This is a genomic window from Thiospirochaeta perfilievii, from assembly GCF_008329945.1.
Taxonomy (GTDB): Bacteria; Spirochaetota; Spirochaetia; order DSM-2461; family DSM-2461; genus Thiospirochaeta; species Thiospirochaeta perfilievii.
The window spans coordinates 624,921-645,719 of sequence record NZ_CP035807.1 but is presented as its reverse complement, the minus strand read 5'-3'; the positions used below and the strand labels follow the sequence as shown (position 1 = coordinate 645,719).

The following is a 20,799-nucleotide window of genomic DNA, read 5'->3' as shown; positions in this document are numbered from 1 at the left end:
CCTAGAATCCAAAGCGATTTAATATTGCCCCTTTAAAGTGGGTAATATTTTCTACTTCCCTAAAGAATTTGCCCTTTAAGGAGCTATCCTTAGAAAGATATAAAAAAGGTACAGGATTTTTTGTATGATTTCCTGTACTTATATCTTCACAATTCCCATGGTCGCTAGTTAATATAATATCTACCCCATTTTGCCCACTATTCCAAATATACTCTATAAAACTATTGAGTTTTTGGGTTTCAGATATTAACTTTAATTCCTCTTTTTTATGACCATATGTATCGGTAATAAAGTATTCAAAAAAGGTAAAGTCATTTTTATTGCAAATATTTAACATGTTACTTCCGGCTATCTGGGGAGTGATTATATCGATATTATATCCTCGACTTCTAATAATTTCATTTGTTATATCCGCAAATACTGCCTCATTTTTATTATAATCATCCATAAATCTAAATGGTAGATTAGAGGTTTTAACAGATAGGGCTGAAACAGGAAGCATATTTTTACTTCTAGACTCTCTTTTTTCAAAATACTCCTTGGAATACATATTTGCACAAGTAACACTAAGACCCCTATTTTTAAGTTCAAGAAGGATATTCTTCTCTTTTATTATGTTAATAAGCTCTCTATTTGGAAAGGCTGTATGGTGAAATCCAAGCCTTCGTTGACTATTAACCCCTGTCATAATAGAGGTTTGACCAGTGGCAGACTGGGGGATACCATTAATTCCAAGAACGGCATCAATAGGCTTTAATAAAAAATCGTCATTTATTATAGGGTAATTATTTAAAACAAAATCCACACCTGTTAAGTTCTTAAAGAGGTTCTTTATTGGGTTAATTTCTGAATTAAGACCTAGGCCTACACCATCTAGAAATATAAATAATAACTTATTCATTCCTTATTATACAAAAAATAGGTTTAAAAGAGTAGCCATCAAACTGAAGAAGCTTGCATTGATAGTAGGATGTTTATATCATAATTAACCATGGAATATATAGATCTTCATGTACATACAGAGTATACCAAAGGAAACGGATTAAGTAGGATCCCTGAACTTATAAAAAAGGCTAAGGAGTATAAAATGAACTCTTTAGCTATTACTGACAGTGGAAATATAGATGGATTTAGAGAGTTTGGGCAGTGTTGTAAAGAGTTTGATATTAAACCTATATATGGCTGTGGCTTCTATTTTGCACCATTTGGGTTCTCTTTAAAGGAGACTCAACACCTGGTTTTAATAGCTAAAAACATAGATGGAATAAAAAATATAGAAAAACTAGTTCAATTATCTAATAGTAATATAATTGGTAATAAACCAAGGATTGATATCTCTTTAGTTCGGCAGTATAACAACGGTATAATCTGTTTAACAGGTGGTTTAGGTGGTGTTTTTGATAAGCCATATATAGCAGGGAATTGTAACGCTGCTATAGAAAATATAAGGGATTTAAAGGATATTTTTAATAATGACATATATTTCGAACTACAAAACAACGGCTTAGAGTTAAACCGTTTAATTATACCAGAAATTATAAAAGTATCAAAAAGTATGGCTATACCCTGTGTAGTAACAGGTGGAAGTTTTTATATAAACAGAACTGATGCTAGAGCTTGTAATATCCTAAGAATCAAATATAATAATCGGGAGCTTGAGGGGGATGGTTTCTACTTTAAATCAAAGGAAGATATACATAAAAGCTTTCAAGGTTATGAGGAATATATAAATAACTCTGTAGTGATTAATAAAAGAATAAGTTATAAGCTATAGATTAAATTAAACATAGATAATTATAAGGACGGATAGGTAATGAAACCAACACTTTTAGTATTAGCTGCAGGAATGGGAAGTCGATATGGAGGCTTAAAGCAGATAGATCCAATTGGACCAAATGGCGAGATAATAATTGATTACTCAATATATGATGCAGTAAAAGCAGGTTTTGGAAAAGTTGTATTTGTTATAAGAAAAGATATTGAAGATATGTTCAAAGAGCATATAGGTCGTAGATTCCAGGATATAATTCCTGTTGAGTACGCCTACCAACAACTTAACGATCTACCTAATGGGTTTCAAGTTCCAGAGGGTAGAGAGAAGCCATGGGGAACAGGCCATGCAATTTATGCTGCTAGGAATATTGTAAAAGAGCCATTTGCAGTAATAAATGCAGATGACTTTTATGGGAAGAGTGCATATACCCTACTTGGACAGAAGTTAAAAGAAGTAAGTACTAGTACTATTGATCAATACTCTATGGTAGGTTTTGTTCTAAGTAATACCCTATCTGAAAATGGTTTTGTATCCAGGGGTGTATGTGAATTAGGGGATAACAATATTTTAGATACAGTTGTTGAACGAACTAATATAGTAAAAACAGCTAGTGGTGCCGAGGCTACATTAGAGGATGGGAGCAAACTCTCTTTAACAGGGGATGAGGTTGTTTCTATGAACTTTTGGGGCTTTACTCCAACACTTTTTGACCATTTAGAGAGAATGTTTACAGCTTTCTTAAAGGATAGAGGTAATGAGTTAAAGTCTGAGTTTTATATCCCATCTGTTGTTGCAGATTTAATAAAAGAGGGTAGAGCTAGTGCTGAAGTTTTAACATCTAAGGACTCTTGGTTTGGTGTTACCTATCCAGAGGATAAGGATATGGTTGTTAAAAGTGTAAGAGCCCTTGTGGAGAGTGGTGCCTACCCCAATAAACTATTTTAAAGGAGGAATGATAAAAAGTAAATATAACCCCTTTGGTTGATAGACTGTTTTATAATTAGTAAGACAGCAAAGCTACTGTTCGTCATATTTATTGGTCTGCGAGACCGCAAAGGAGATTGAAGAGCTGTAGCCGTAACATTCAATGGTCTGCGAGACCGAATAGGAGATTGGAGTTAATCAACCGTACAGGAGCTGTCTAATATAGGGGGCAATATATGAAACTTAGTATAGGTTCAGACCTACACAAAACACAATTTACAACACTTTCACTTAGTGAAGATCGTAAAATTGAAGAATCAGGAATGTATCCAACAAATAAAACGGGGTATGGAGAATTCTTAAAACAGGTTAAAGAATGGATAGAGCAAGGATACGAAATATCTATTGCTGTTGAATCAACTGGAAATGCAAGATTTTTTAGAAACAAAATGATTAGTGCAGGAATTGAAGTAAAAGTTGTGAATACACTGAAGTTCAAAGTTATAAATGAGTCTGTGAAGAAAACAGATAAGCATGATGCAAGAACATTAGCAGAGTTTTTGGAAAAAGATATGCTTCCAGAGTCGATTTTATGTTCTCAGGAAAGTGAAGATATCAGAAGAATATTAAAGTCACGATCTATTTTAGTAAAAACTGTTGTTTCTTTAAAAAATCAAGTTCATGGTCTATTACTTGGATATGGTATTGAATCCAAAAGAGGACAGTTGCAAAGTAAAAAAGAGAGGCAGCGAATCCTTGTGGGTCTCGAAGACCATAGGTTTAACGGAAACGCCGCCAATGCGGTAAGACCGCTACTTAATACGATAGATCAGGTATCATCAGAAGTCAAGATTTTAGAAAAAGTCTTAGCTAAAATGGTTGAAGAAGATGAAGATGTTGCACTTCTTCAAACAATACCTGGTGTTGGAATAATAACAGCATCAACAATAAGAGCATTTACTGATGATATTGAAAGATACAGTAGTGCAAAAAAATATGCAGCACATGCAGGACTTGTTCCATGGGTTCAAAACTCAAATATGACAATACATCATGGTCATATAACGAAAAGAGGACCAGTAGAGCTTAGAACTGCATTTGTACAAACTGTAATGGGAATGATTAGAAGTAAAAAACATACTATGGGATACAGATTAATGAGTAGGTATACAGATATGAAAAAACATAAAGGTTCTGGGAAAAGTATTATAGCTACAGCCAGAAAAATGAGTACCATAGTTTATACAATACTAAAAACTAGAGAACCATTTGATCCTCAGAAAATGGCTCACAATAGTAAATATAGAGAAATGCAGGCGACAGCATTAGGTGCCGCACTTGCTGTGTAGAACAGCACGATATATGCTTTTTTACGGAAGGGTATATATTGACTTTTTATAGGAGATTAAATGAAGAAGTTATTATTAATATTTTTACTGCCTATATTTCTTTTTAGTTGTGTAAGTAATAGGGTTGAGTCCAGGGAAGAGGTAAGTATAGAGAACCAATGGTTTTTACAAAAAATTGATGGTGTAGAAGTTGAACCAGGAGTCGAATTAACATTCGATGAGAATCGTTATAGTGGAAATGGAGGTGGAAATACTTTCTTTGGAGAGTTTTCAACTGAAGGTAGTTCTATAAGTTTTGGTCTATCTGCTTCTACTAAAATGTATGTTGAAAATGATATGGGAGAGTTAGTCTTTCCTCTACTAGAGAGTATAGACACTTTTCGAATTGAAGGTGATACACTTTCTCTCTATTCTGGGGAGAAAGAGCTCTTTACCTTTATTATTCAGTAATACTATTGGCTCCCTAATTAAAGGGAGCTTTTTAAACTAATCTATAAAACCATGGAAGTCTGAGATTTTATTAAGGTTATTTTCTTTCATATAATCCTTTATTCCATCTAAAATATCTAAAGGTGCATTGGGGTTAATAAAGTTTGCAGTTCCAACTTGGATAGCACTAGCCCCTGCAAGAAAATACTCTATAGCATCCTCTGCATTCATAATTCCTCCTAACCCAACAACTGGAATTGTAATTTTTTTAGATACCCTATATACAGCTGCTACTCCTACAGGTTTTATTGCAGGACCTGATAATCCCCCTGTTTTTTGATAAATAGCCGGTTGTTTTTTATGGATATCAATTTTCATTCCCATTACAGTATTTATACAGGAAACAGCATCTGCTCCACCTATTTCACAGGCTGTAGCAACAGTTGTTATATCGGTAACATTAGGAGTTAACTTCATAATAACAGGCTTTTTAGTTTTACTCTTTATAACCCTAGTTAACCTTTCTACTTGAATTGGATCTGTACCAAAGGCTAGGCCTCCACATTTTACATTAGGGCAGGATATGTTAATCTCATAACCCCATACAGACTCTACATGGTCGATCATCTCTACTACTTTTACATACTCATCTTCAGTTGATCCTGCAACGTTAACTATGTTTTTACAACTCTTAATAGTATTTAGAAATGGGACCTTATTTTTAAGAAAACCCTCTACACCACTATTTGCTAGACCAATGGAGTTAATCATTCCATTAGGTGTCTCTGTTAATCTAGGCAGTCTGTTTCCTTCCCTAGGAAGTACTGTAACAGCCTTTGTATATATAGCTCCTAATTTAGATAGATCTATTAACTCTCCGTACTCTTCTCCATAACCAAATGTCCCTGATGCTACTCCAACTGGGTTAGGTAAAATCTGATTACCAATTTTTACTTTTAAGTCCATATTATCTCCCTGCTATTAAATACAGGGCCATCTTTACAAACCCTTTTATACTTCTCTTCAAATGTTGTCTCCACAACACAGCCGTAACAAGCACCTATTCCACAGGCCATCATCTCCTCTAGGGATACCTGGCACTGCAGGTTATATTTTAATGATAAATTATGGCATGCTTTTAACATAACATGGGGTCCACAAGCTAGTATCTCGCTATTCTCAAGATATTTCTTGCCCTCACTTTCTAAGTATTGGGTTACATTACCCTTAAATCCAAGGGAACCATCATCTGTACAGTAGAGTACTTTAACACATGGGTCTACATCGATTTCAGGTATAAAACCCTTATCCCGAGCCCCAATAATTAGTATAGGTTTTAATCCCTCTTTTGCAAGCTCATTAGCTGTAAATATCATTGGACCAAGACCTATGCCTCCAGCTATTAGAAGAGCTCTATTTTTAGGTTTTTCAAAACTTTTACCTAATGGGCCAAGGATATCAATAATATCGTCTTGTTTTAGCTCTGAGAAGTTGGTTGTAGCTGCACCTATCTTCTTATATATAATACCACCTGTCCCGTTAGAGTAGGAGGAGAAGGCAAAGGGTCTTCTTAGTAGAGATTTTCCCTCTGGCTTAATGGTTAGAAATTGCCCTGCATTAGGTTTAAAACTGTTTGTCCATGTAAAAACGAGTTCAAAATAATCCTTGGCAATTAAGTTGTTACTAATTACTCTACACTTTTCCTGAATCATAAAAATCCTTATTTATTTGATATTATATTTTCCCAAGTCTCTCTATCTTCTAACTTAGGTTTTAAATAGTTTTGAATATTTGATAACTTTAAAACACAATCTATATCTATAACATGTTCAACTCTACAGCCAATTTCTGTTGCCTTCTTTTCATCTAATAATAGAACATCCTTAAAAAATGAAACAAGGAGTTTATGCTTTTCATAAACTTTAACAGCAATACTCATTCCCTCTTCTGTTAAACTAATATATGAGTTCTTTTCATAATTTATCATTCCCTTGGCCTTTAAGTTTTTAAGGGCACCAGAAACAGATGGCATCTGAACCCCTAGCCAAGACGCTATATCCTTTACCCTTGCAACTCTATTTTTCCTTTCAAGTTGTAGAATTGTCTCTAAATAATCTTCTAGGCTTGGTGATAGCTTAACTTTCTTATTCATAGGAGATCCTCATTATTTTTATATTTTAATTATTTTAGCATAAATAGGCATAACAAGTCAGTATCTCTTATAGAAAGAAATTTCCTAGTATTCGTGATATTTTGAAATTTAATTATACAAAGAGAGAACTAAGGCTTTACATATTTTTATTTATTTGTTATTTTAAGACCCACTTAGTGAGTAATTTTTCTTAAGGTAGGATATATATGGCTAGAAAATGTGAATTATGTGGTAAAGGTACTATTGCTGGAAATAGCGTACCAAGAAAAGGTTTACCTAAAAAAAAGGGTGGAGCTGGACAACACATAGGTGTTAAATCAAAAAGAACTTTCAAACCTAACATTGTAAAGGTTCAAGCAACTGTTGCTGGTTCAACAAAATCTGTAAAAGTTTGTACAAGATGCTTAAAAGCAGGAAAAGTAGAAGCTCTTTAATAATAAGTTATTATTAACTTAGAGTTAAACAGATTTTAAACAAAGTCCGTCATGTGCGGGCTTTATTTTTTTTATAAAGTCTATATTTTTACTTATTTTCTTTAGCTCCTTAGTCAGTTTATAGTGTTCAACATCGTGACATATATGGGTCAAATAAGCATATTCAGGTTTTATCAATCTTATCTCCTCTACAGCCTCATCTATATTAAAATGGGTTGAGTGGGATCTATATCTTAGTGCCCCTATTATTAAAGTATCTACCCCTTTAAGTAGTTTGTAGCTATTTTTTGGAATAGTGCTACAATCTGTTAAATAAGCTGTGTTATTTATCCTATAACCGTAAATATCCAATACTCCATGTTTAATCGGAATAGGTGTAACTTTTAAATCACCAATAATTACACTGTCATTTAATACCCTTGTCTCTAGGTTCGGCTTACCTCCACCTAACTGTTTTACACTATTAAAAATATAGGGAAATCTTTTTTCAATATCATCAATATCATCCCATTTCCCATATAGAGGAATTGTTTTATCCATACTTAAAGGGCGTAGGTCATCTATTCCGTGGAGGTGATCAGCATGGGTGTGGGTATAAAAGACAGCATCTAAACTATTAATTTTACATCTATTAGCTTGAATTCTAAACTCTGGAGAGGTATCAATTAAAATTGAACTATTCCCGCTTTTTATATATATAGATGATCTTAATCGTCTATTTTTAAATGATAAAGATCTACACACTCTACAGTTACATGTAATAACAGGAATCCCATGGGATGTACCTGTTCCTAAAAAAGTTAGTTCCATAAAGTAGTTATACTATAGAATTTAATAAAAAAAATGATAATTTTGCTTAAATAAATAAGGCTGGTTATATAATGAAATATCATATAGTAGTCCTTGGTTGTCAGATGAATATATCAGATTCACAACGTGTTAAAACAGTTTTTGACAATCTTGGGTATAAACATACAGAAAATGAAGAAGAGGCTGATGTACTTGGTGTTATTGCTTGTTCAGTAAGACAAAAGGCAATAGATCGAGTATATTCTAGGATTCATAGATGGAATAAGATGAAAAGAAAGCAGAAGAGAAATATTTTAACTTTTCTTTCAGGATGTGTTTTAGAGAGTGATGAGAAAAAATTCCTTAAAACCTTCGATTTCGTTTTTAAAATGGGTGATCTAGATAAATTACCAGAGATGATAAACAATTATGGAATTACAACACCTGGTAACCTTAAAAAAAACAATTTAACTGATTTTTGGCAGATAGATCCCCACCAGGATAATAATTTTGATGCCTACGTTCCAATACAGAATGGTTGTAATAACTACTGTACCTATTGTGCCGTCCCTTATACTAGGGGTAGAGAGCTCTCTAGACCCTCTAAAGAGATAATCAGGGAGGTTAAGGAGCTTGCAGATAGGGGATTTAAGCAGATTACACTACTAGGTCAAAATGTAAACTCCTATGGTTCTGATAAAAATGGCGATGAGATAACATTCCCAATGTTATTAGAGGAGATTGGGAAATATGGAGAGGATAGTGAAAATGAGTTTTTAGTCTATTTCACAGCACCACATCCAAAGGATTTTTCCATAGAGTTACTGTTTATTATGAAGAGATATAAGTGTCTAGCTAAATGGGTTCATTTTCCAATTCAAAGTGGAGATGATGAAATTCTTAACCGTATGAATAGGGGATATACCCTAGAGTCCTATGGTAAAACAGTAGAACAAATCAGAACTATACTACCAGAGGCAACTCTATTTACAGATATAATTGTTGGCTTTTCTGGAGAGAGTGAAGAGGCATTTAATAAAACAAAATTAGCAATGGAGATGTTTAAGTATAACATGGCCTATATAGCGTGTTACTCCCCTAGACCTGGTGCTAAAAGTCATAGATGGGAGGATGACATCCCCCTTGAAGAGAAAAAAAATAGGCTTCATATCCTATCAGATGTAATGATGGAGACCTCCTTAGAGTATAATAAAACACTATTAAATAAAGAGGTAAGGGTACTTTTAACTGGACGGGATAGAAAGGATGAGTATTTCCAAGGTTTTACCCAGGGACGTGTTGTCACCAGGGTTAAAATAGAGGATAAAGACCTTGTTGGTAAGTTTGTAAATATTAGAGTTACGGATATTAGTAATATGTCTATTGAAGGGGTTCCTGTTGAGTAAAAGAGTCGCATTAAATACCCTTGGCTGTAAAATGAATCAATACGAGTCAGATAGTCTTGCTTCGGATTTTATTAAAGCAGGGTATACTGTTGTACCCTTTGATGAAAAGGCTGATGTTTACATAATAAATACTTGCACGGTTACAAATAAGAGTGATCGAAAAAGCCGAAATAGTATCAATAAGGCTAGAAAACAGGATGACGCAGTTGTTGTTGTTACAGGCTGTTATGTTGACTCTACAAAGCAGGATTTAGAAGCAAATACAGGGATAACATTTTTAATAGAAAATAAGAGAAAAAATCAGATTTTTCAAATGGTTGATGCATATTTTAATGGTGAATTGACCCATGATAATAGAAAGGATGATGTTTTTGATTTTCATACAACTGATAGGGGACTTAGAACTAGGGCAACTATAAAGATTCAGGATGGCTGTGATAGTTTTTGTAGCTACTGTATTATACCTTATGTAAGGGGCGGAGGAATCAGCAGACCAAATGATGATATAATCTCAAGTATCAAAAATCACTTAGATGAGGGTTTTAAGGAGATTGTTTTAACAGGCATAAATATGTCCTGTTATGATTATAATGGGGTTAATTTTATACAACTAATTAAGAGTATATTAGATATTGAAGGTGACTGGAGATTAAGAATTTCATCCCTTGAACCGGATATGATGGGGGATGAGATAGTAGAACTATTTAAACATCCAAGAATGACTCCCCACCTACATCTTTGCCTTCAAAGTGGATCTGAGAAAATCTTAAAGGATATGAAAAGAACCTATACCTTTAGTCAATATAAAAGCATTATTGAAAAAATACGTAGGGTAATTCCTAATTTTAATGTAACTACAGATCTAATTGTAGGTTTTCCTACTGAGAGCGAGGAGTTATTTGAAAAGAGCCTATTGGCATGTAAAGAGATAGGTTTTGGACATATACATACTTTTAAATATTCTAAAAGAGAAGGAACCAAGGCTGCTGAAATAAAAAATCAAGTGGAAGAGAAGATTAAAACTAAAAGATCTGAGATTGTTAGGGATGTTGCCTTAGAGTTAAAAAAACAATATAGAGAGTCTTTAATTGGTTTAACCCAAAGAGTTTTAGTAGAAAAAGTTAAAGATGGTATATGTTCTGGATTTGGTGAAAATTATGTGCCTGTTATTTTCCATGGGGATAGTTCAATGTATAATAAGTTTGTGAATGTTAAAATTATTGAGCTAGAGGGTGATAAAGAGATATCTCTTAAGGGAGAAGCTCAATAAATAATAATCTTTTTTAAAATATCTTAATGTGATATATTTAAATTTATAGAGAGAAAAAATGAAGACAACACTTAAAGATATAGCTGATATTGCAAATGTTAGTCTATCAACCGTGTCTAGAGCACTTAATGATAGCCCACTAATTAAAGTAGAAACGAAAGCTAAAATAAAAGAGATAGCAAAAGAGCTGAAATTTGAATTTAATGCTGCAGCTAGAAGCTTAAGTAGTAATAAAACAGGGAATATTGCAGTCGTATATGAGACACATATTGATGAGCTTGGTCCATCCTTATATATTAACCAACTCTTTGTAGAATTACGGGCAGTATTAGAAGAAGTAGAGTTTGATGCAATTGTATTAGAGGCAATAAATCCTAAAACTGGAGATAGTAACATTGATCGTCTACTAAGGCAGCAAAAAGTTGATGCCTTTATTATTGTTCACGATCATATAGAGAAAGAAGTTTATGAGAATATTAAGGACTCTGGGATACCCTTTGTTCAACTTCATCTCCTTCCAAGATATGTAGAGAGGGAGAGTGTTGATTACTTTTTTGCTGATAATACTAAGGGTGGTTATATAGCTACAGAGCATCTTATACACCAAGGGTGTAAAACGATATTAACAATTTTACCCTACCCGATAGACTATGAAGAGTTTGCTAATAGAACCCTAGGATATAAAAATGCCCTTAAAAAGCACAACTTAGAGTTTAAAGATGAGTATATAATCCCAGCAGAGTTTAGTTTTTCTGTAGGGCATGAGATTTTTGAAAAACATTTAGAACTTATTAATAAAGCTGATGGAATCTTTTTTCAAACTGATATTCAAGCCTTTGCATTTTTAACAATCGCTAAAGAGAGGGGCATGAGTATCCCTAAGGATCTTAAAATTATAGGTTATGATGACTCTCCCCTATGTAAAGCTATTACTCCTAACTTATCAACTATAAAACAACCAAAAACTAAGTTAGCAGAGTTAGCCTGTGCTAGGGTTATAGATCTAATTAATAAAAAAGATTTAGAGGTTGTTTCACAGACAGTAGTAGCCCCAGAACTTGTTATTAGACAATCATCGTAATATAAATAATAAAATATGGAGAAAATATGAAAATAAATGAGTTTGAATTTGGAAAAACAAATGAAGGTCAAACTGTTATGGGAACAACAATCTCAAATAGTGAAATTGAGTTTACAGTAATAGATAGAGGAGCTACTCTTACTTCATTTAAATTTAAAGATAGGGATAATAATCTTGAGGAGTGCATCCTTGGTTTTGATAGTATTAAAGAGTACGAAGAGCATAAAGCATATTATGGTGCTACTATTGGTAGGGTTGGAAATAGAATAGCAAAAGCTCAATTTACCCTAGATGGCACTACATATAATCTTGCTGTAAATAATGGAACAAATTGTCTTCATGGTGGGAATGTTGGTTTTGATAAAGTAATCTGGAACTACTCTGTGTTTAATAATGAAGATGAAGCAGGAGTTACTTTTACATATTTAAGTAGGGATATGGAGGAGAACTTTCCAGGAAATCTGGAGGTTGAAGTAACATATACTTTAAATAAAAACAGTCAATTTATTATAAACTATAAAGCAGTAACAGATAAAAAAACCCCTGTTAATCTAACAAATCATGCATACTGGAATTTAAGTGCTTTTAAAGAGAGTATTCATAACCATAATATGTTAATTGAAGCAGATAGTTACCTAACCTTAGATAAAGATCAAATACCCACAGGGGAATTAAAAAGTGTTGAAAATACACCATTTAACTTTAAGAAGCTTACTAAAATTGGTGATAACATTACAAAAACAGGTGGATATGACCATAATTTTAATCTATCTTTAGAAAAGAAGGATAAACCTGTAAATAGAATGTATATAGAACATCCTAAAAGTGGAAGAGCTATGGAGATATTAACAACAGAACCTGGTGTACAGATATATACTGGATTTGAGGAACATAACTTCTTTTGTGCAGAGACTCAGATGTACCCAGATGCCATAAATAATCCTAAATTTGAATCTATTGTATTAAACCCGGGTGAAGTTTACAGACAAAAGACAATTCATAATTTTAGTATAAAATCTTAACTTATTAGGTCAACTATCACTACTTTTAAAATTTTTAGGTAGTTGACCAGTAATTTTTTTAAATACCCTTGTAAAATGAGACGAGTCACTAAATCCTAATTGTAAAGAGATCTCAAGACAAGTTAGGTCACTATTAAGTAGCAGGTATTTAGCTTCATCAACTCTTCTTTCTAATAAAAAATTGTGAAAGCTCACATTAAAATATCCCTTAAAATGTTTTAAAAATGATGACCTAGACATATTTGATATTTCTGCAGCTTCTATAACTGTAATGTTATACACTTTATTCTCGTTTATATACTTTAATAGGGGAGTAAAGTAGTTAGTATTGTAGTGAAACTTTTTATTAGAATCATTTTGATTTTCATTTATCCATGAAAATATTGTTTTTATTATACTGTATTTAAACTCATCAGAATTAGATAAGTCATTAACCCAATGTAGCAACTCCTCTAATGTATCCCTAGTTTTTATATCAAGGTTAAAAAGTTTTGGATACTGGGGAAGATCGACTAAAAAAGAGTGAGAGGTATGAAGGACTATATAGTCACAACTCTGTTTAGGTAGGGTAAAACCATGGACTGCATAGGGAGGAATATATAGTAGCTTAAAAGAATCAATAAAATGCTCACTGTTATTTAAAGAGACAGAACCGGAAATTTCTCTATATAAAACAATCTCATAAATATTGTGATAATGTTTTTTTATAAACCAATCATCCCTATTTTCCCTGTGATAAAAATTAACGGAGAATATTTTATTCTTAGGAATACTGATAAAGCTAAAGAGTGGGTTTAAATCATTCATTGGACTATTATACAAAAAAATGGTTCTTTTATTCTATATAATTGGAAAATATAGGTCTATTATACAAATAGAGGAGATATTATGCCACAGTTAGATAAACCATTAGAAGAGTTAAAAGAATATAAGGGTATTAGCCCATGCCCAATTGATATAGATGAGTATTGGGAGAGGGCTTTATCCCTACTTGATACATTTGATTGGGATGTGAAATTTACAAGGGTAGAGAAGGGTGTACCCTATGCAAGTTGTTATGATTTAACCTTTACAGGTGTGAAAGGTGCCCGTATATATGCAAAGTATATTAAACCATCAGTAGAAGGTAAAAAAAATCCAGGTATTATTAAATTCCACGGTTATCATGGAAATAGTGGGGACTGGCAAGATGGATTCAGCCTTGTTGCTGCTGGCTTCTCCTATGCTGCATTAGATTGTAGAGGGCAAAGTGGTAAATCCCAGGATAAGACAGAGCTATATGGGCATACATTTAATGGACAAATAGTTCGTGGTCTAGAAGATGGAAAAGATAATTTAGCTTTTAGGGATATATATTTAGATTGTGTTCAGTTGACAAGAATTGTTATGGATCTGCCTGAAGTTGATGAGGATAACATTGCTGTAACAGGGGCGTCCCAGGGGGGAGGGTTAACTCTAGCCTGTGCTTCATTGGAACCAAGAATTAAATATGTTGCACCAATTTATCCATTTTTAAGCGATTATAAACGAGTATGGGATATGGATTTGGATATAGATGCATATGCAGAGATTCGGCACTACTTTAGACAGTATGATCCACTACATATTAAAGAGGATGAGATTTTTAATACTCTTGGTTATATAGATATTAAGAACCTTACCAACCGGATTAAGGGAGAGGTACTAATGACTATTACTCTAATGGACAATATATGTCCTCCATCCACACAATTTGCTGCATATAACAATATTGAGTCAAGGAAAGAGTCAATAATCTATTACGATTATGGACATGAACATCTTCCTGGTCTATCTGATATCTTATTTGATTTTTTTATGAAGATGAAAAGTAATAGATAGTTCTTTACAAAACAGTGCCTCTTTCAATTATTTTAAGGGGCAAGTATATATTTTGTATAGGATCCTTAGGGTTTTTAATTCTTTTAAGCAGTAACTCCACAGCTAGCTTTCCAGACTGCTCTAAGGATTGATCTACAGTAGTTAGATTAAGATAGTTAGATGTATCTGTTCCATCAAAACCTATAATAGCTAACTCATTAGGGACAGATATCTCTAACTCCCTAGCAGCTTTTAGTGTTGCTGCAGCTAAAAGGTCTGTTGTTGCAAAAATAGCCTGGGGACGTACAATATCTTTTAATAGTTCCCTAGCAACTTTCACACTCTCATCAAAATCGACAGATGAGTATTTAATCATATCATTAGGGATATTAATTCCCTTTTTTATTAATTGATTAATAAAACCAGTAACCCTCATCTGATTAGGGTGTAGTTTTAAATTACTCTCTTCTTCTGTTAAAATAGAGAATGATCTATACCCCCTATCCAATAGGTAACTAGCAACTAGGGAACCACCATAGTTATTATCTATTGATATACTGGAAAAATCCCTCTCTCCAAATTCTACAAAAACAACATGGGCCGAGATTTCCTTTAGTATTTTAAGTGTCTTATTTTCCAGTTTTTGACTAAGAACAATAATTCCATCTAGGTTATTTTTAAGTTCAGCAGTACTTAAGTAGTAACCTAGATCCTCATCTTTTTTAGTTGGAACTATTACTATTTCGTAGGGTGTTCCATTTAAAGCTGTAGATATACCATTTAGTCTATGTACAAAGGAGAGACACTTTAAGTTACTTGCTATAACTCCAATTTTCCCAATACTCTTTTTAGCCCTCTCTCTAGCTTCAGCTTTTGGTGTAAATTCAAGCTCTCTCATGGCAGATAGGACTCTATCCTTGGTTTTACTACTTACTTTATCTGGGGTATTAATAACCCTTGATACTGTAGCGATAGAAATACCAGCTCTTTTAGCAACATCATAAATATTTGAATTTTTATTAGACATATTTACTCCTATGGGTTTCGTTAACTTGACTTTTTATTCACTGGGCTTTAATCTTTGTAATAGTTTACATGTAAGGACTTACATTATCAAGGGGTTTTTATGGATGAAGAATGGGTAATAAGACAAAATAACTTTGAGGATATAGAAGATCTTAAGAAAAATGAGACTCTATTTACTTTAGGAAATGGCTTTCTAGGTATTAGGGGAGATCTAATCCAAGAGGAAAAATCCTTCCAAAAAGGTACGTATATAAATGGTTTTTATGAAAAAGGTCCAATAAAATATGGTGAAAATGCCTATGGTTATGCCCAGAATTGGCAGACAATGATTAGTCTTCCCGAAGGTAAAGAGATTGATTTTGTAATAAACAATGAGAAACTGTTTAACCCTAAAGGGCGTTTTATAGAGAGTTGTCGAATCTTAAATATGAGGGAATCCTATACTAAGTGGTCCTTTAAATGGGAGGATTCCAAAAGTAATATAATTAGTGGAAGTCTTTTAACCATTGTTCCATTTGACTATAGAGGTACTGTTTTATACAGATGGGATTTTGAATTTGCTAACTCAAATAACCAGGTAAAGATTAATAGTAAAATAACCTATAATAGACCAAAAACAGAAACTACAAAGGATCCTAGAATCTCTGCACATTTTGATCATAACTCAATTAGTGTAGATAAATCAGAGAGTGATAATAGTTCTAAGATTTTAAATATAGTTACCTCAGGAAGTTCTCTGATTTTATCATCAATAATGGATCATCAAGTAAGTGGTGGTGAGTACAAAGTTCAAAATAGTGAATTAGATGAAGGTCTGAGTAGTTTTATAGATATCTCTGCTGGGAGCAGATTAAGTATAACAAAAATTATTACCTACGATTATGATATTGAAGAAAACAGGAATCTATTATCAAAAAGATTAATATCCCAACAGAGCAAAGCTTTAAAAGATGGATTTGAATCTATCATCTTAAATCAGAGATCATTTATGGAGAGTTTCTGGAGTAGAAGTGATATAAAACTAGATGGAAATATAGATATTCAAAGAAGTATAAGGTTTAATCTGTTTCAACTTCTTCAGTCTACAGGTAGAGATGGGAAGAGATCTATAGCTGCAAAGGGTTTAAGTGGACCAGGTTATGAAGGACACTACTTTTGGGATGCAGAGACCTATGTTCTACCATTTTTTATATATACTAACCCTGAAATTGCTAAGAGTATGCTTTTATATAGAATCTCTATTATGGATAAGGCGAGGGAGAGAGCAGATATCCTAGGTCATAAGGGTATACTTTTCCCATGGAGGACAATTAATGGAGAGGAGTCTTCGGCATACTTTCCTGCAGGTACTGCCCAATACCATATAAATGCAGACATAGCCCTTGGACTCTCTAAGTACTTAGAAATAACTGGGGATTTAACAATCTTAGACCAAGGAGGTTGTGAACTTCTATCAGGTACTGCTAACTTTTGGTGTAGTTTAGGAGATACTATAGAGGGAAAGGGTTTCTGTTTTAATGGGGTAACAGGTCCCGATGAGTATACAGCATTAGTTGATAATAACTTTTATACAAATATTATGGCTAAAAAAAACCTGGAGATGGCTGCATATTGGTTAAATGGACGTCATGATACCGAGGAAGTTAACCTATGGATAAAAAGGGCAGGGGAGATCTATCTTCCAAAAAATATAGATATAACCCCCCAGGATGATAGTTTTCTAGGTAAAGAGAAGTGGGACTTTAAAAATACAAGTGATGATAAATATCCACTTTTATTAAACTTTCATCCTTTAAATATATATAGGAAACAGGTCTTAAAACAGGCTGATACAGTAATGGCCCAATTTCTATTCAGAGACTTCTTTCCTCCAGGACTTCTTAAAAGAAATTTTGACTACTATGAAGAGGTCACAACTAGGGACTCATCCTTAAGCGCCTGCGCCCAGGGGATAAATGCTAACTGGTTAGGTTACGAGGATTTAGCTTGGGAGTATTTCTTAGAGACTGTTCATACGGACTTAAAAGACCTACACCAAAATGTATTCCATGGACTACATACAGCCTCTATGGGGGGATCATACCTAATAATACTATTTGGTTTTTTAGGTCTAGATACCCGGGATGGAAATTTAATGTTTCGTCCTAGACTACCTAGATATATTAATAATTTAGAACTTAATGTCTCTATTATGGGGGGGGAATTAAATATAAAAATTAAGGATGATAAGATCTCCTATACACCTATAGATGGGGACATAGAGATTTTTCACTTTAGTAATCTAATTCTGCTAAGTAAAAATGAGACTAAAACTATGAGTCTATATCCTAGGGTTAAGTTACATATTAAACTTGATTCCACCCAGGATAGACTTAATATGGAAGAGTCTATATTTGATGATATAAACAAACATGATCTGCTACCTGAGGAAGTTATGATTATAAGTAGTGGTGATAATATAATTAAATATCTTAACTATTTCTCCCAACCCGATTTAAAGACAAATGATGACCTTGAAAATTTATATAGGGATTCTTGGAGAAAGAACAGGGAGTTTATAGGCTTTAGGCCTAAAATAAAGTAGTTAAATACCTCTCTTTGTTGACAACAACCGGGATTTAAATCAAAATTATTTCGGTAACGTGTGCAAAGAGAGGGGTTATGAAGGTTACAATAAAAGATATTGCAGCTGTCGCTGGTGTAAGTCACTCTACAGTTTCAAGGGCTTTAAATGATAGTCCTCAAATAAGTAAGGCTACAAAGGAAAAAATAAAATACCTCGCAAAATCCATGAACTTTGAGTTTAATGCCGGTGCTAGAAGTCTAAAAGGGGTTCGAACTGGTAATATCGCTGTAATTTACGAGTCCTATATAGATCAATTTGGTTCATCCCTATATATTAATCAGCTATTTACAGAACTAAGGCATATTTTAGAAAGTATGGATATGGATGCTATTATTATTGAGGGTTACCACCCAGATACAGGAGCAAGTAATATTGAAAGATTATTACGTCAGCAAAAGGTTGATGGTTTTCTTATTGTCCATGATCAGATAACTAATAGAGATTATAATAGTATACAGGAGGCAGGGCTTCCCCTTGTTCAGCTACATATGAGGCCGAGGTTTTTCAAAGGGGAAAAGTTAAATGCTTTTTCATCAGATAATATTTATGGGGGAAAACTTGCAACAAACCACCTTATTAAACAGGGCTGTAGAAATATTTTAACTGTACTTCCTAATGAGGAAAAATCCCTTGAGTATATAGATAGAACAAAGGGGTATCTCCTCGCTTTAGAAGAGAATGGAATAGAGTTTAATCCTGAATATGTAATAAAAATTGATTGCTCATATACTAAAGGCTATGATCTTGTACAATCGATACCCAATCTTATTAAAAAAGCGGATGGAATTTTCTTTCAAACAGATGTACAGGCCTTTGGGTTTTTAACAGCCGCAAAGGAGAGCGGAATAAAAATTCCCCAAAAGCTTCTTGTTATAGGATACGATGATACACCAGTATGCGAGTATACATCTCCACTTTTAACTACAATACACCAACCTAAAAAAGAGTTAGCTCGGTTAGCCGCTAACCGTATCATGGAGCTTATTAATAAAGTCAATTATGATAAATACACTGTAGAAGTAGTAAAGCCAACTTTAGTTCTAAGAAAATCCTCATAAACCAAAAAAAATGTTTGACAGATATAAGAACCTATCATAATATTATTTTAACGCACACGTTTGCGTAACAGCAAGTCCTTACAATGTAAACTATTAAAAAGGATTATGCTAACGTGTGCATTAGTTTGTGTTGTTTTTTGTACATATAATGTATAAAAAATAAAAAAGATTGGAAATTTACTTAGGCTACTTATAAAGTTTAAGTATATAAAAAATTAAAGGAGAACAAAAATGAAAAAAATTATTGCTATTTTTATGTTAGTAATAAGTTCTGCAGCTTTTTTATCTGCTAACAGTAACAAAGAGGCGGATAAAAAAGATTCAGCAGCAATGGCAGATAAGAATGACCCTTATGCAGCAGTAAGAGGAAAGGTTGTAACAATGTCTGGTCCATTTGTGGATAATGATGCAGTTAAGTTTGAAAACTCAATTAAAAGTTTCGAAGAGATGACTGGTATTGATATTCAGTATGAAGGTTCAAAAGAGTTTGAAGCTTCAATTGCAATAAGAATTGAAGGTGGAAATCCTCCTGATATAGCTGACTTCCCACAACCAGGTCTTTTAGAAAACTTTGTTAAAAAAGGTTATGTAATCGATTTAAATAAAACTTTAGATATGAAAAAAGTTAAGGACAACTATATTCAAAGTTGGTTAGATATGGCAACAATGACAGGACCAGAAGGCGATATTATGGCTGGTCTATGGGCTCGTGTAAATGGTAAGTCATTAGTTTGGTATAATAAAAAGGCTTTTGATGCAGCTGGATATAAAGTTCCTACAACATGGAAAGAGTTAATGACATTACAAAGTCAAATAATAGCTGATGGAGATACTCCTTGGGCTATAGGTATTGAGTCTGGTGCAGCAACTGGTTGGGCAATGACTGACTGGGTTGAAGAGATGATGTTAAGAACAACTTCTTTAGAAAACTATGATAAATGGGTAAGTGGTGAACTTAAATTTGACTCCCCTGAAGTTAGAGCTGCAATTCAAGCAGTAGCTGATATCTGGTTTGCAGATGGAATGGTTTATGGTGGTAGAAATAGTATAGCAACTACTAGTTTTGGGGATGCTCCAAAGGTTATGTTTGAGCAACCACCTAAGGCATGGTTACATAAACAGGGTAACTTTATAACTTCTTTCTTCCCAGATAATATGGTTGCAAACGAGGACTACGATTTCTTCTATCTACCAAGTAAAGATCCTTCCCTTGGTAAACCTGTTCTTGTAGCTGGTGATATCTACGCAATGTTTAATGATAGACCAGAAGTTAGAATGGTTATGCAGTACTTTGCTACTGGTGCTTCTGTTGAAGGCTGGGTTAAAGCAGGTGGAGCAATTTCTCCTCATAAAGATTCAAAGCTTAGCTGGTATACTAATAGTGTAGATAGAAAAGTTGCTGAAGTAATTCAAAATGCAACAAGTGTTCGATTTGATGGTTCTGACTTAATGCCTGGTGCTGTTGGTGCTGGTTCATTCTGGAGAGAGATGACAGATTATGTTGTTGGTGCTAAAACATTAGATGAGGCTGTTAAAGCGATTGACGCTTCATGGCCTAAATAATAAAAATTAACTTAAATGGGGGCTACACACAGTATGCCCCCTTCTTTCTTATACAAA

Annotated in this window: 20 protein-coding genes; 13 read left to right on the top strand and 7 right to left on the bottom strand. The window is 33.6% G+C overall.

All coding sequences use genetic code 11. The features are described 5' to 3' along the window. Position 1 precedes the first annotated feature (1 nt). Positions 2 to 901 (bottom strand): alkaline phosphatase family protein, encoded by a 900-nt coding sequence (locus EW093_RS02925; RefSeq protein WP_149566953.1) that lies wholly within the window; start codon positions 899 to 901, stop codon positions 2 to 4. Between the two features lie 90 nt (positions 902 to 991). Between EW093_RS02925 and EW093_RS02920 the strand changes: the two genes are divergently transcribed. From EW093_RS02920 to EW093_RS02905, 4 genes are all read left to right on the top strand, one after another. Then, positions 992 to 1,774, top strand: coding sequence for a PHP domain-containing protein (locus tag EW093_RS02920; protein WP_149566952.1), 783 nt, complete (start codon positions 992 to 994; stop codon positions 1,772 to 1,774). A gap of 39 nt (positions 1,775 to 1,813) precedes the next feature. Then, positions 1,814 to 2,719, top strand: coding sequence for a nucleotidyltransferase family protein (locus tag EW093_RS02915; protein ID WP_149566951.1), 906 nt, complete (start codon positions 1,814 to 1,816; stop codon positions 2,717 to 2,719). 215 nt (positions 2,720 to 2,934) lie between these two features. Next, entirely contained in the window at positions 2,935 to 4,047 is a 1,113-nt protein-coding gene (locus tag EW093_RS02910; RefSeq protein ID WP_149566950.1) for an IS110 family RNA-guided transposase, read from the top strand. 60 nt (positions 4,048 to 4,107) lie between these two features. Then, positions 4,108 to 4,497, top strand: coding sequence for an META domain-containing protein (locus tag EW093_RS02905; protein WP_149566949.1), 390 nt, complete (start codon positions 4,108 to 4,110; stop codon positions 4,495 to 4,497). A gap of 36 nt (positions 4,498 to 4,533) precedes the next feature. Here the strand turns inward: EW093_RS02905 and EW093_RS02900 are convergent, their stop codons facing one another. The 3 genes from EW093_RS02900 to EW093_RS02890 are packed head-to-tail and all read right to left on the bottom strand — an operon-like array spanning position 4,534 to position 6,628. Next, entirely contained in the window at positions 4,534 to 5,442 is a 909-nt protein-coding gene (locus EW093_RS02900; RefSeq protein WP_149566948.1) for a dihydroorotate dehydrogenase, read from the bottom strand. Further along, positions 5,433 to 6,188, bottom strand: coding sequence for a dihydroorotate dehydrogenase electron transfer subunit (locus EW093_RS02895; RefSeq protein WP_149566947.1), 756 nt, complete (start codon positions 6,186 to 6,188; stop codon positions 5,433 to 5,435). Before EW093_RS02895 ends, EW093_RS02900 begins: the two co-directional genes overlap by 10 nt. Before the next feature lie 8 nt (positions 6,189 to 6,196). After that, a complete protein-coding gene (locus tag EW093_RS02890) occupies positions 6,197 to 6,628 on the bottom strand; it encodes a metal-dependent transcriptional regulator (RefSeq protein WP_149566946.1) in 432 nt (143 codons plus the stop codon). A gap of 206 nt (positions 6,629 to 6,834) precedes the next feature. Between EW093_RS02890 and rpmB the strand changes: the two genes are divergently transcribed. Then, the gene (rpmB, locus tag EW093_RS02885; protein WP_149566945.1) at positions 6,835 to 7,062 is read left to right on the top strand and encodes a 50S ribosomal protein L28; all 228 of its coding nucleotides are present in this window, start codon (positions 6,835 to 6,837) and stop codon (positions 7,060 to 7,062) included. Between the two features lie 24 nt (positions 7,063 to 7,086). On the opposite strand, the gene EW093_RS02880 is transcribed toward rpmB, so the two are convergent. Continuing rightward, on the bottom strand, positions 7,087 to 7,872 hold the full coding sequence (locus EW093_RS02880; protein ID WP_149566944.1) for an MBL fold metallo-hydrolase: 786 nt from the start codon (positions 7,870 to 7,872) through the stop codon (positions 7,087 to 7,089). A gap of 71 nt (positions 7,873 to 7,943) precedes the next feature. On the opposite strand from EW093_RS02880, the gene miaB reads away from it, so the two are divergent. The 4 genes from miaB to EW093_RS02860 are packed head-to-tail and all read left to right on the top strand — an operon-like array spanning position 7,944 to position 12,630. After that, positions 7,944 to 9,257 (top strand): tRNA (N6-isopentenyl adenosine(37)-C2)-methylthiotransferase MiaB, encoded by a 1,314-nt coding sequence (miaB, locus tag EW093_RS02875; protein ID WP_149566943.1) that lies wholly within the window; start codon positions 7,944 to 7,946, stop codon positions 9,255 to 9,257. Continuing rightward, positions 9,250 to 10,527, top strand: a complete 1,278-nt coding sequence (mtaB, locus tag EW093_RS02870) for a tRNA (N(6)-L-threonylcarbamoyladenosine(37)-C(2))-methylthiotransferase MtaB (RefSeq protein ID WP_223111643.1) — start codon at positions 9,250 to 9,252, stop codon at positions 10,525 to 10,527. The genes miaB and mtaB overlap by 8 nt, the downstream gene beginning before the upstream one ends. 58 nt (positions 10,528 to 10,585) lie before the next feature. Further along, positions 10,586 to 11,608 carry a LacI family DNA-binding transcriptional regulator gene (locus EW093_RS02865; protein ID WP_149566942.1) on the top strand — a complete coding sequence of 341 codons (1,023 nt, stop codon included), beginning with the start codon at positions 10,586 to 10,588 and terminating at the stop codon, positions 11,606 to 11,608. Positions 11,609 to 11,634: 26 nt separating this feature from the next. Further along, a complete protein-coding gene (locus EW093_RS02860; protein WP_149566941.1) occupies positions 11,635 to 12,630 on the top strand; it encodes an aldose epimerase family protein in 996 nt (331 codons plus the stop codon). A gap of 9 nt (positions 12,631 to 12,639) precedes the next feature. Here the strand turns inward: EW093_RS02860 and EW093_RS02855 are convergent, their stop codons facing one another. Beyond that, positions 12,640 to 13,437, bottom strand: coding sequence for an AraC family transcriptional regulator (locus tag EW093_RS02855; protein WP_149566940.1), 798 nt, complete (start codon positions 13,435 to 13,437; stop codon positions 12,640 to 12,642). 81 nt (positions 13,438 to 13,518) lie between these two features. On the opposite strand from EW093_RS02855, the gene EW093_RS02850 reads away from it, so the two are divergent. Then, positions 13,519 to 14,490: an acetylxylan esterase gene (locus tag EW093_RS02850; RefSeq protein WP_149566939.1), complete on the top strand. Its 972-nt coding sequence runs from the start codon at positions 13,519 to 13,521 to the stop codon at positions 14,488 to 14,490. A gap of 4 nt (positions 14,491 to 14,494) precedes the next feature. On the opposite strand, the gene EW093_RS02845 is transcribed toward EW093_RS02850, so the two are convergent. Further along, positions 14,495 to 15,496 (bottom strand): LacI family DNA-binding transcriptional regulator, encoded by a 1,002-nt coding sequence (locus tag EW093_RS02845; RefSeq protein ID WP_149566938.1) that lies wholly within the window; start codon positions 15,494 to 15,496, stop codon positions 14,495 to 14,497. Between the two features lie 99 nt (positions 15,497 to 15,595). On the opposite strand from EW093_RS02845, the gene EW093_RS02840 reads away from it, so the two are divergent. The 3 genes from EW093_RS02840 to EW093_RS02830 all read left to right on the top strand — a co-directional run bounded on the left by EW093_RS02840 (position 15,596) and on the right by EW093_RS02830 (position 20,742). Then, a complete protein-coding gene (locus tag EW093_RS02840) occupies positions 15,596 to 18,079 on the top strand; it encodes a glycoside hydrolase family 65 protein (RefSeq protein WP_149566937.1) in 2,484 nt (827 codons plus the stop codon). A 77-nt stretch (positions 18,080 to 18,156) separates the two neighbouring features. Next, complete coding sequence (locus EW093_RS02835; RefSeq protein WP_149566936.1) at positions 18,157 to 19,179, top strand: LacI family DNA-binding transcriptional regulator; 1,023 nt, start codon at positions 18,157 to 18,159, stop codon at positions 19,177 to 19,179. Positions 19,180 to 19,410: 231 nt separating this feature from the next. Beyond that, the gene (locus EW093_RS02830) at positions 19,411 to 20,742 is read left to right on the top strand and encodes an ABC transporter substrate-binding protein (RefSeq protein WP_149566935.1); all 1,332 of its coding nucleotides are present in this window, start codon (positions 19,411 to 19,413) and stop codon (positions 20,740 to 20,742) included. The last annotated feature ends 57 nt before the right edge of the window (positions 20,743 to 20,799 follow it).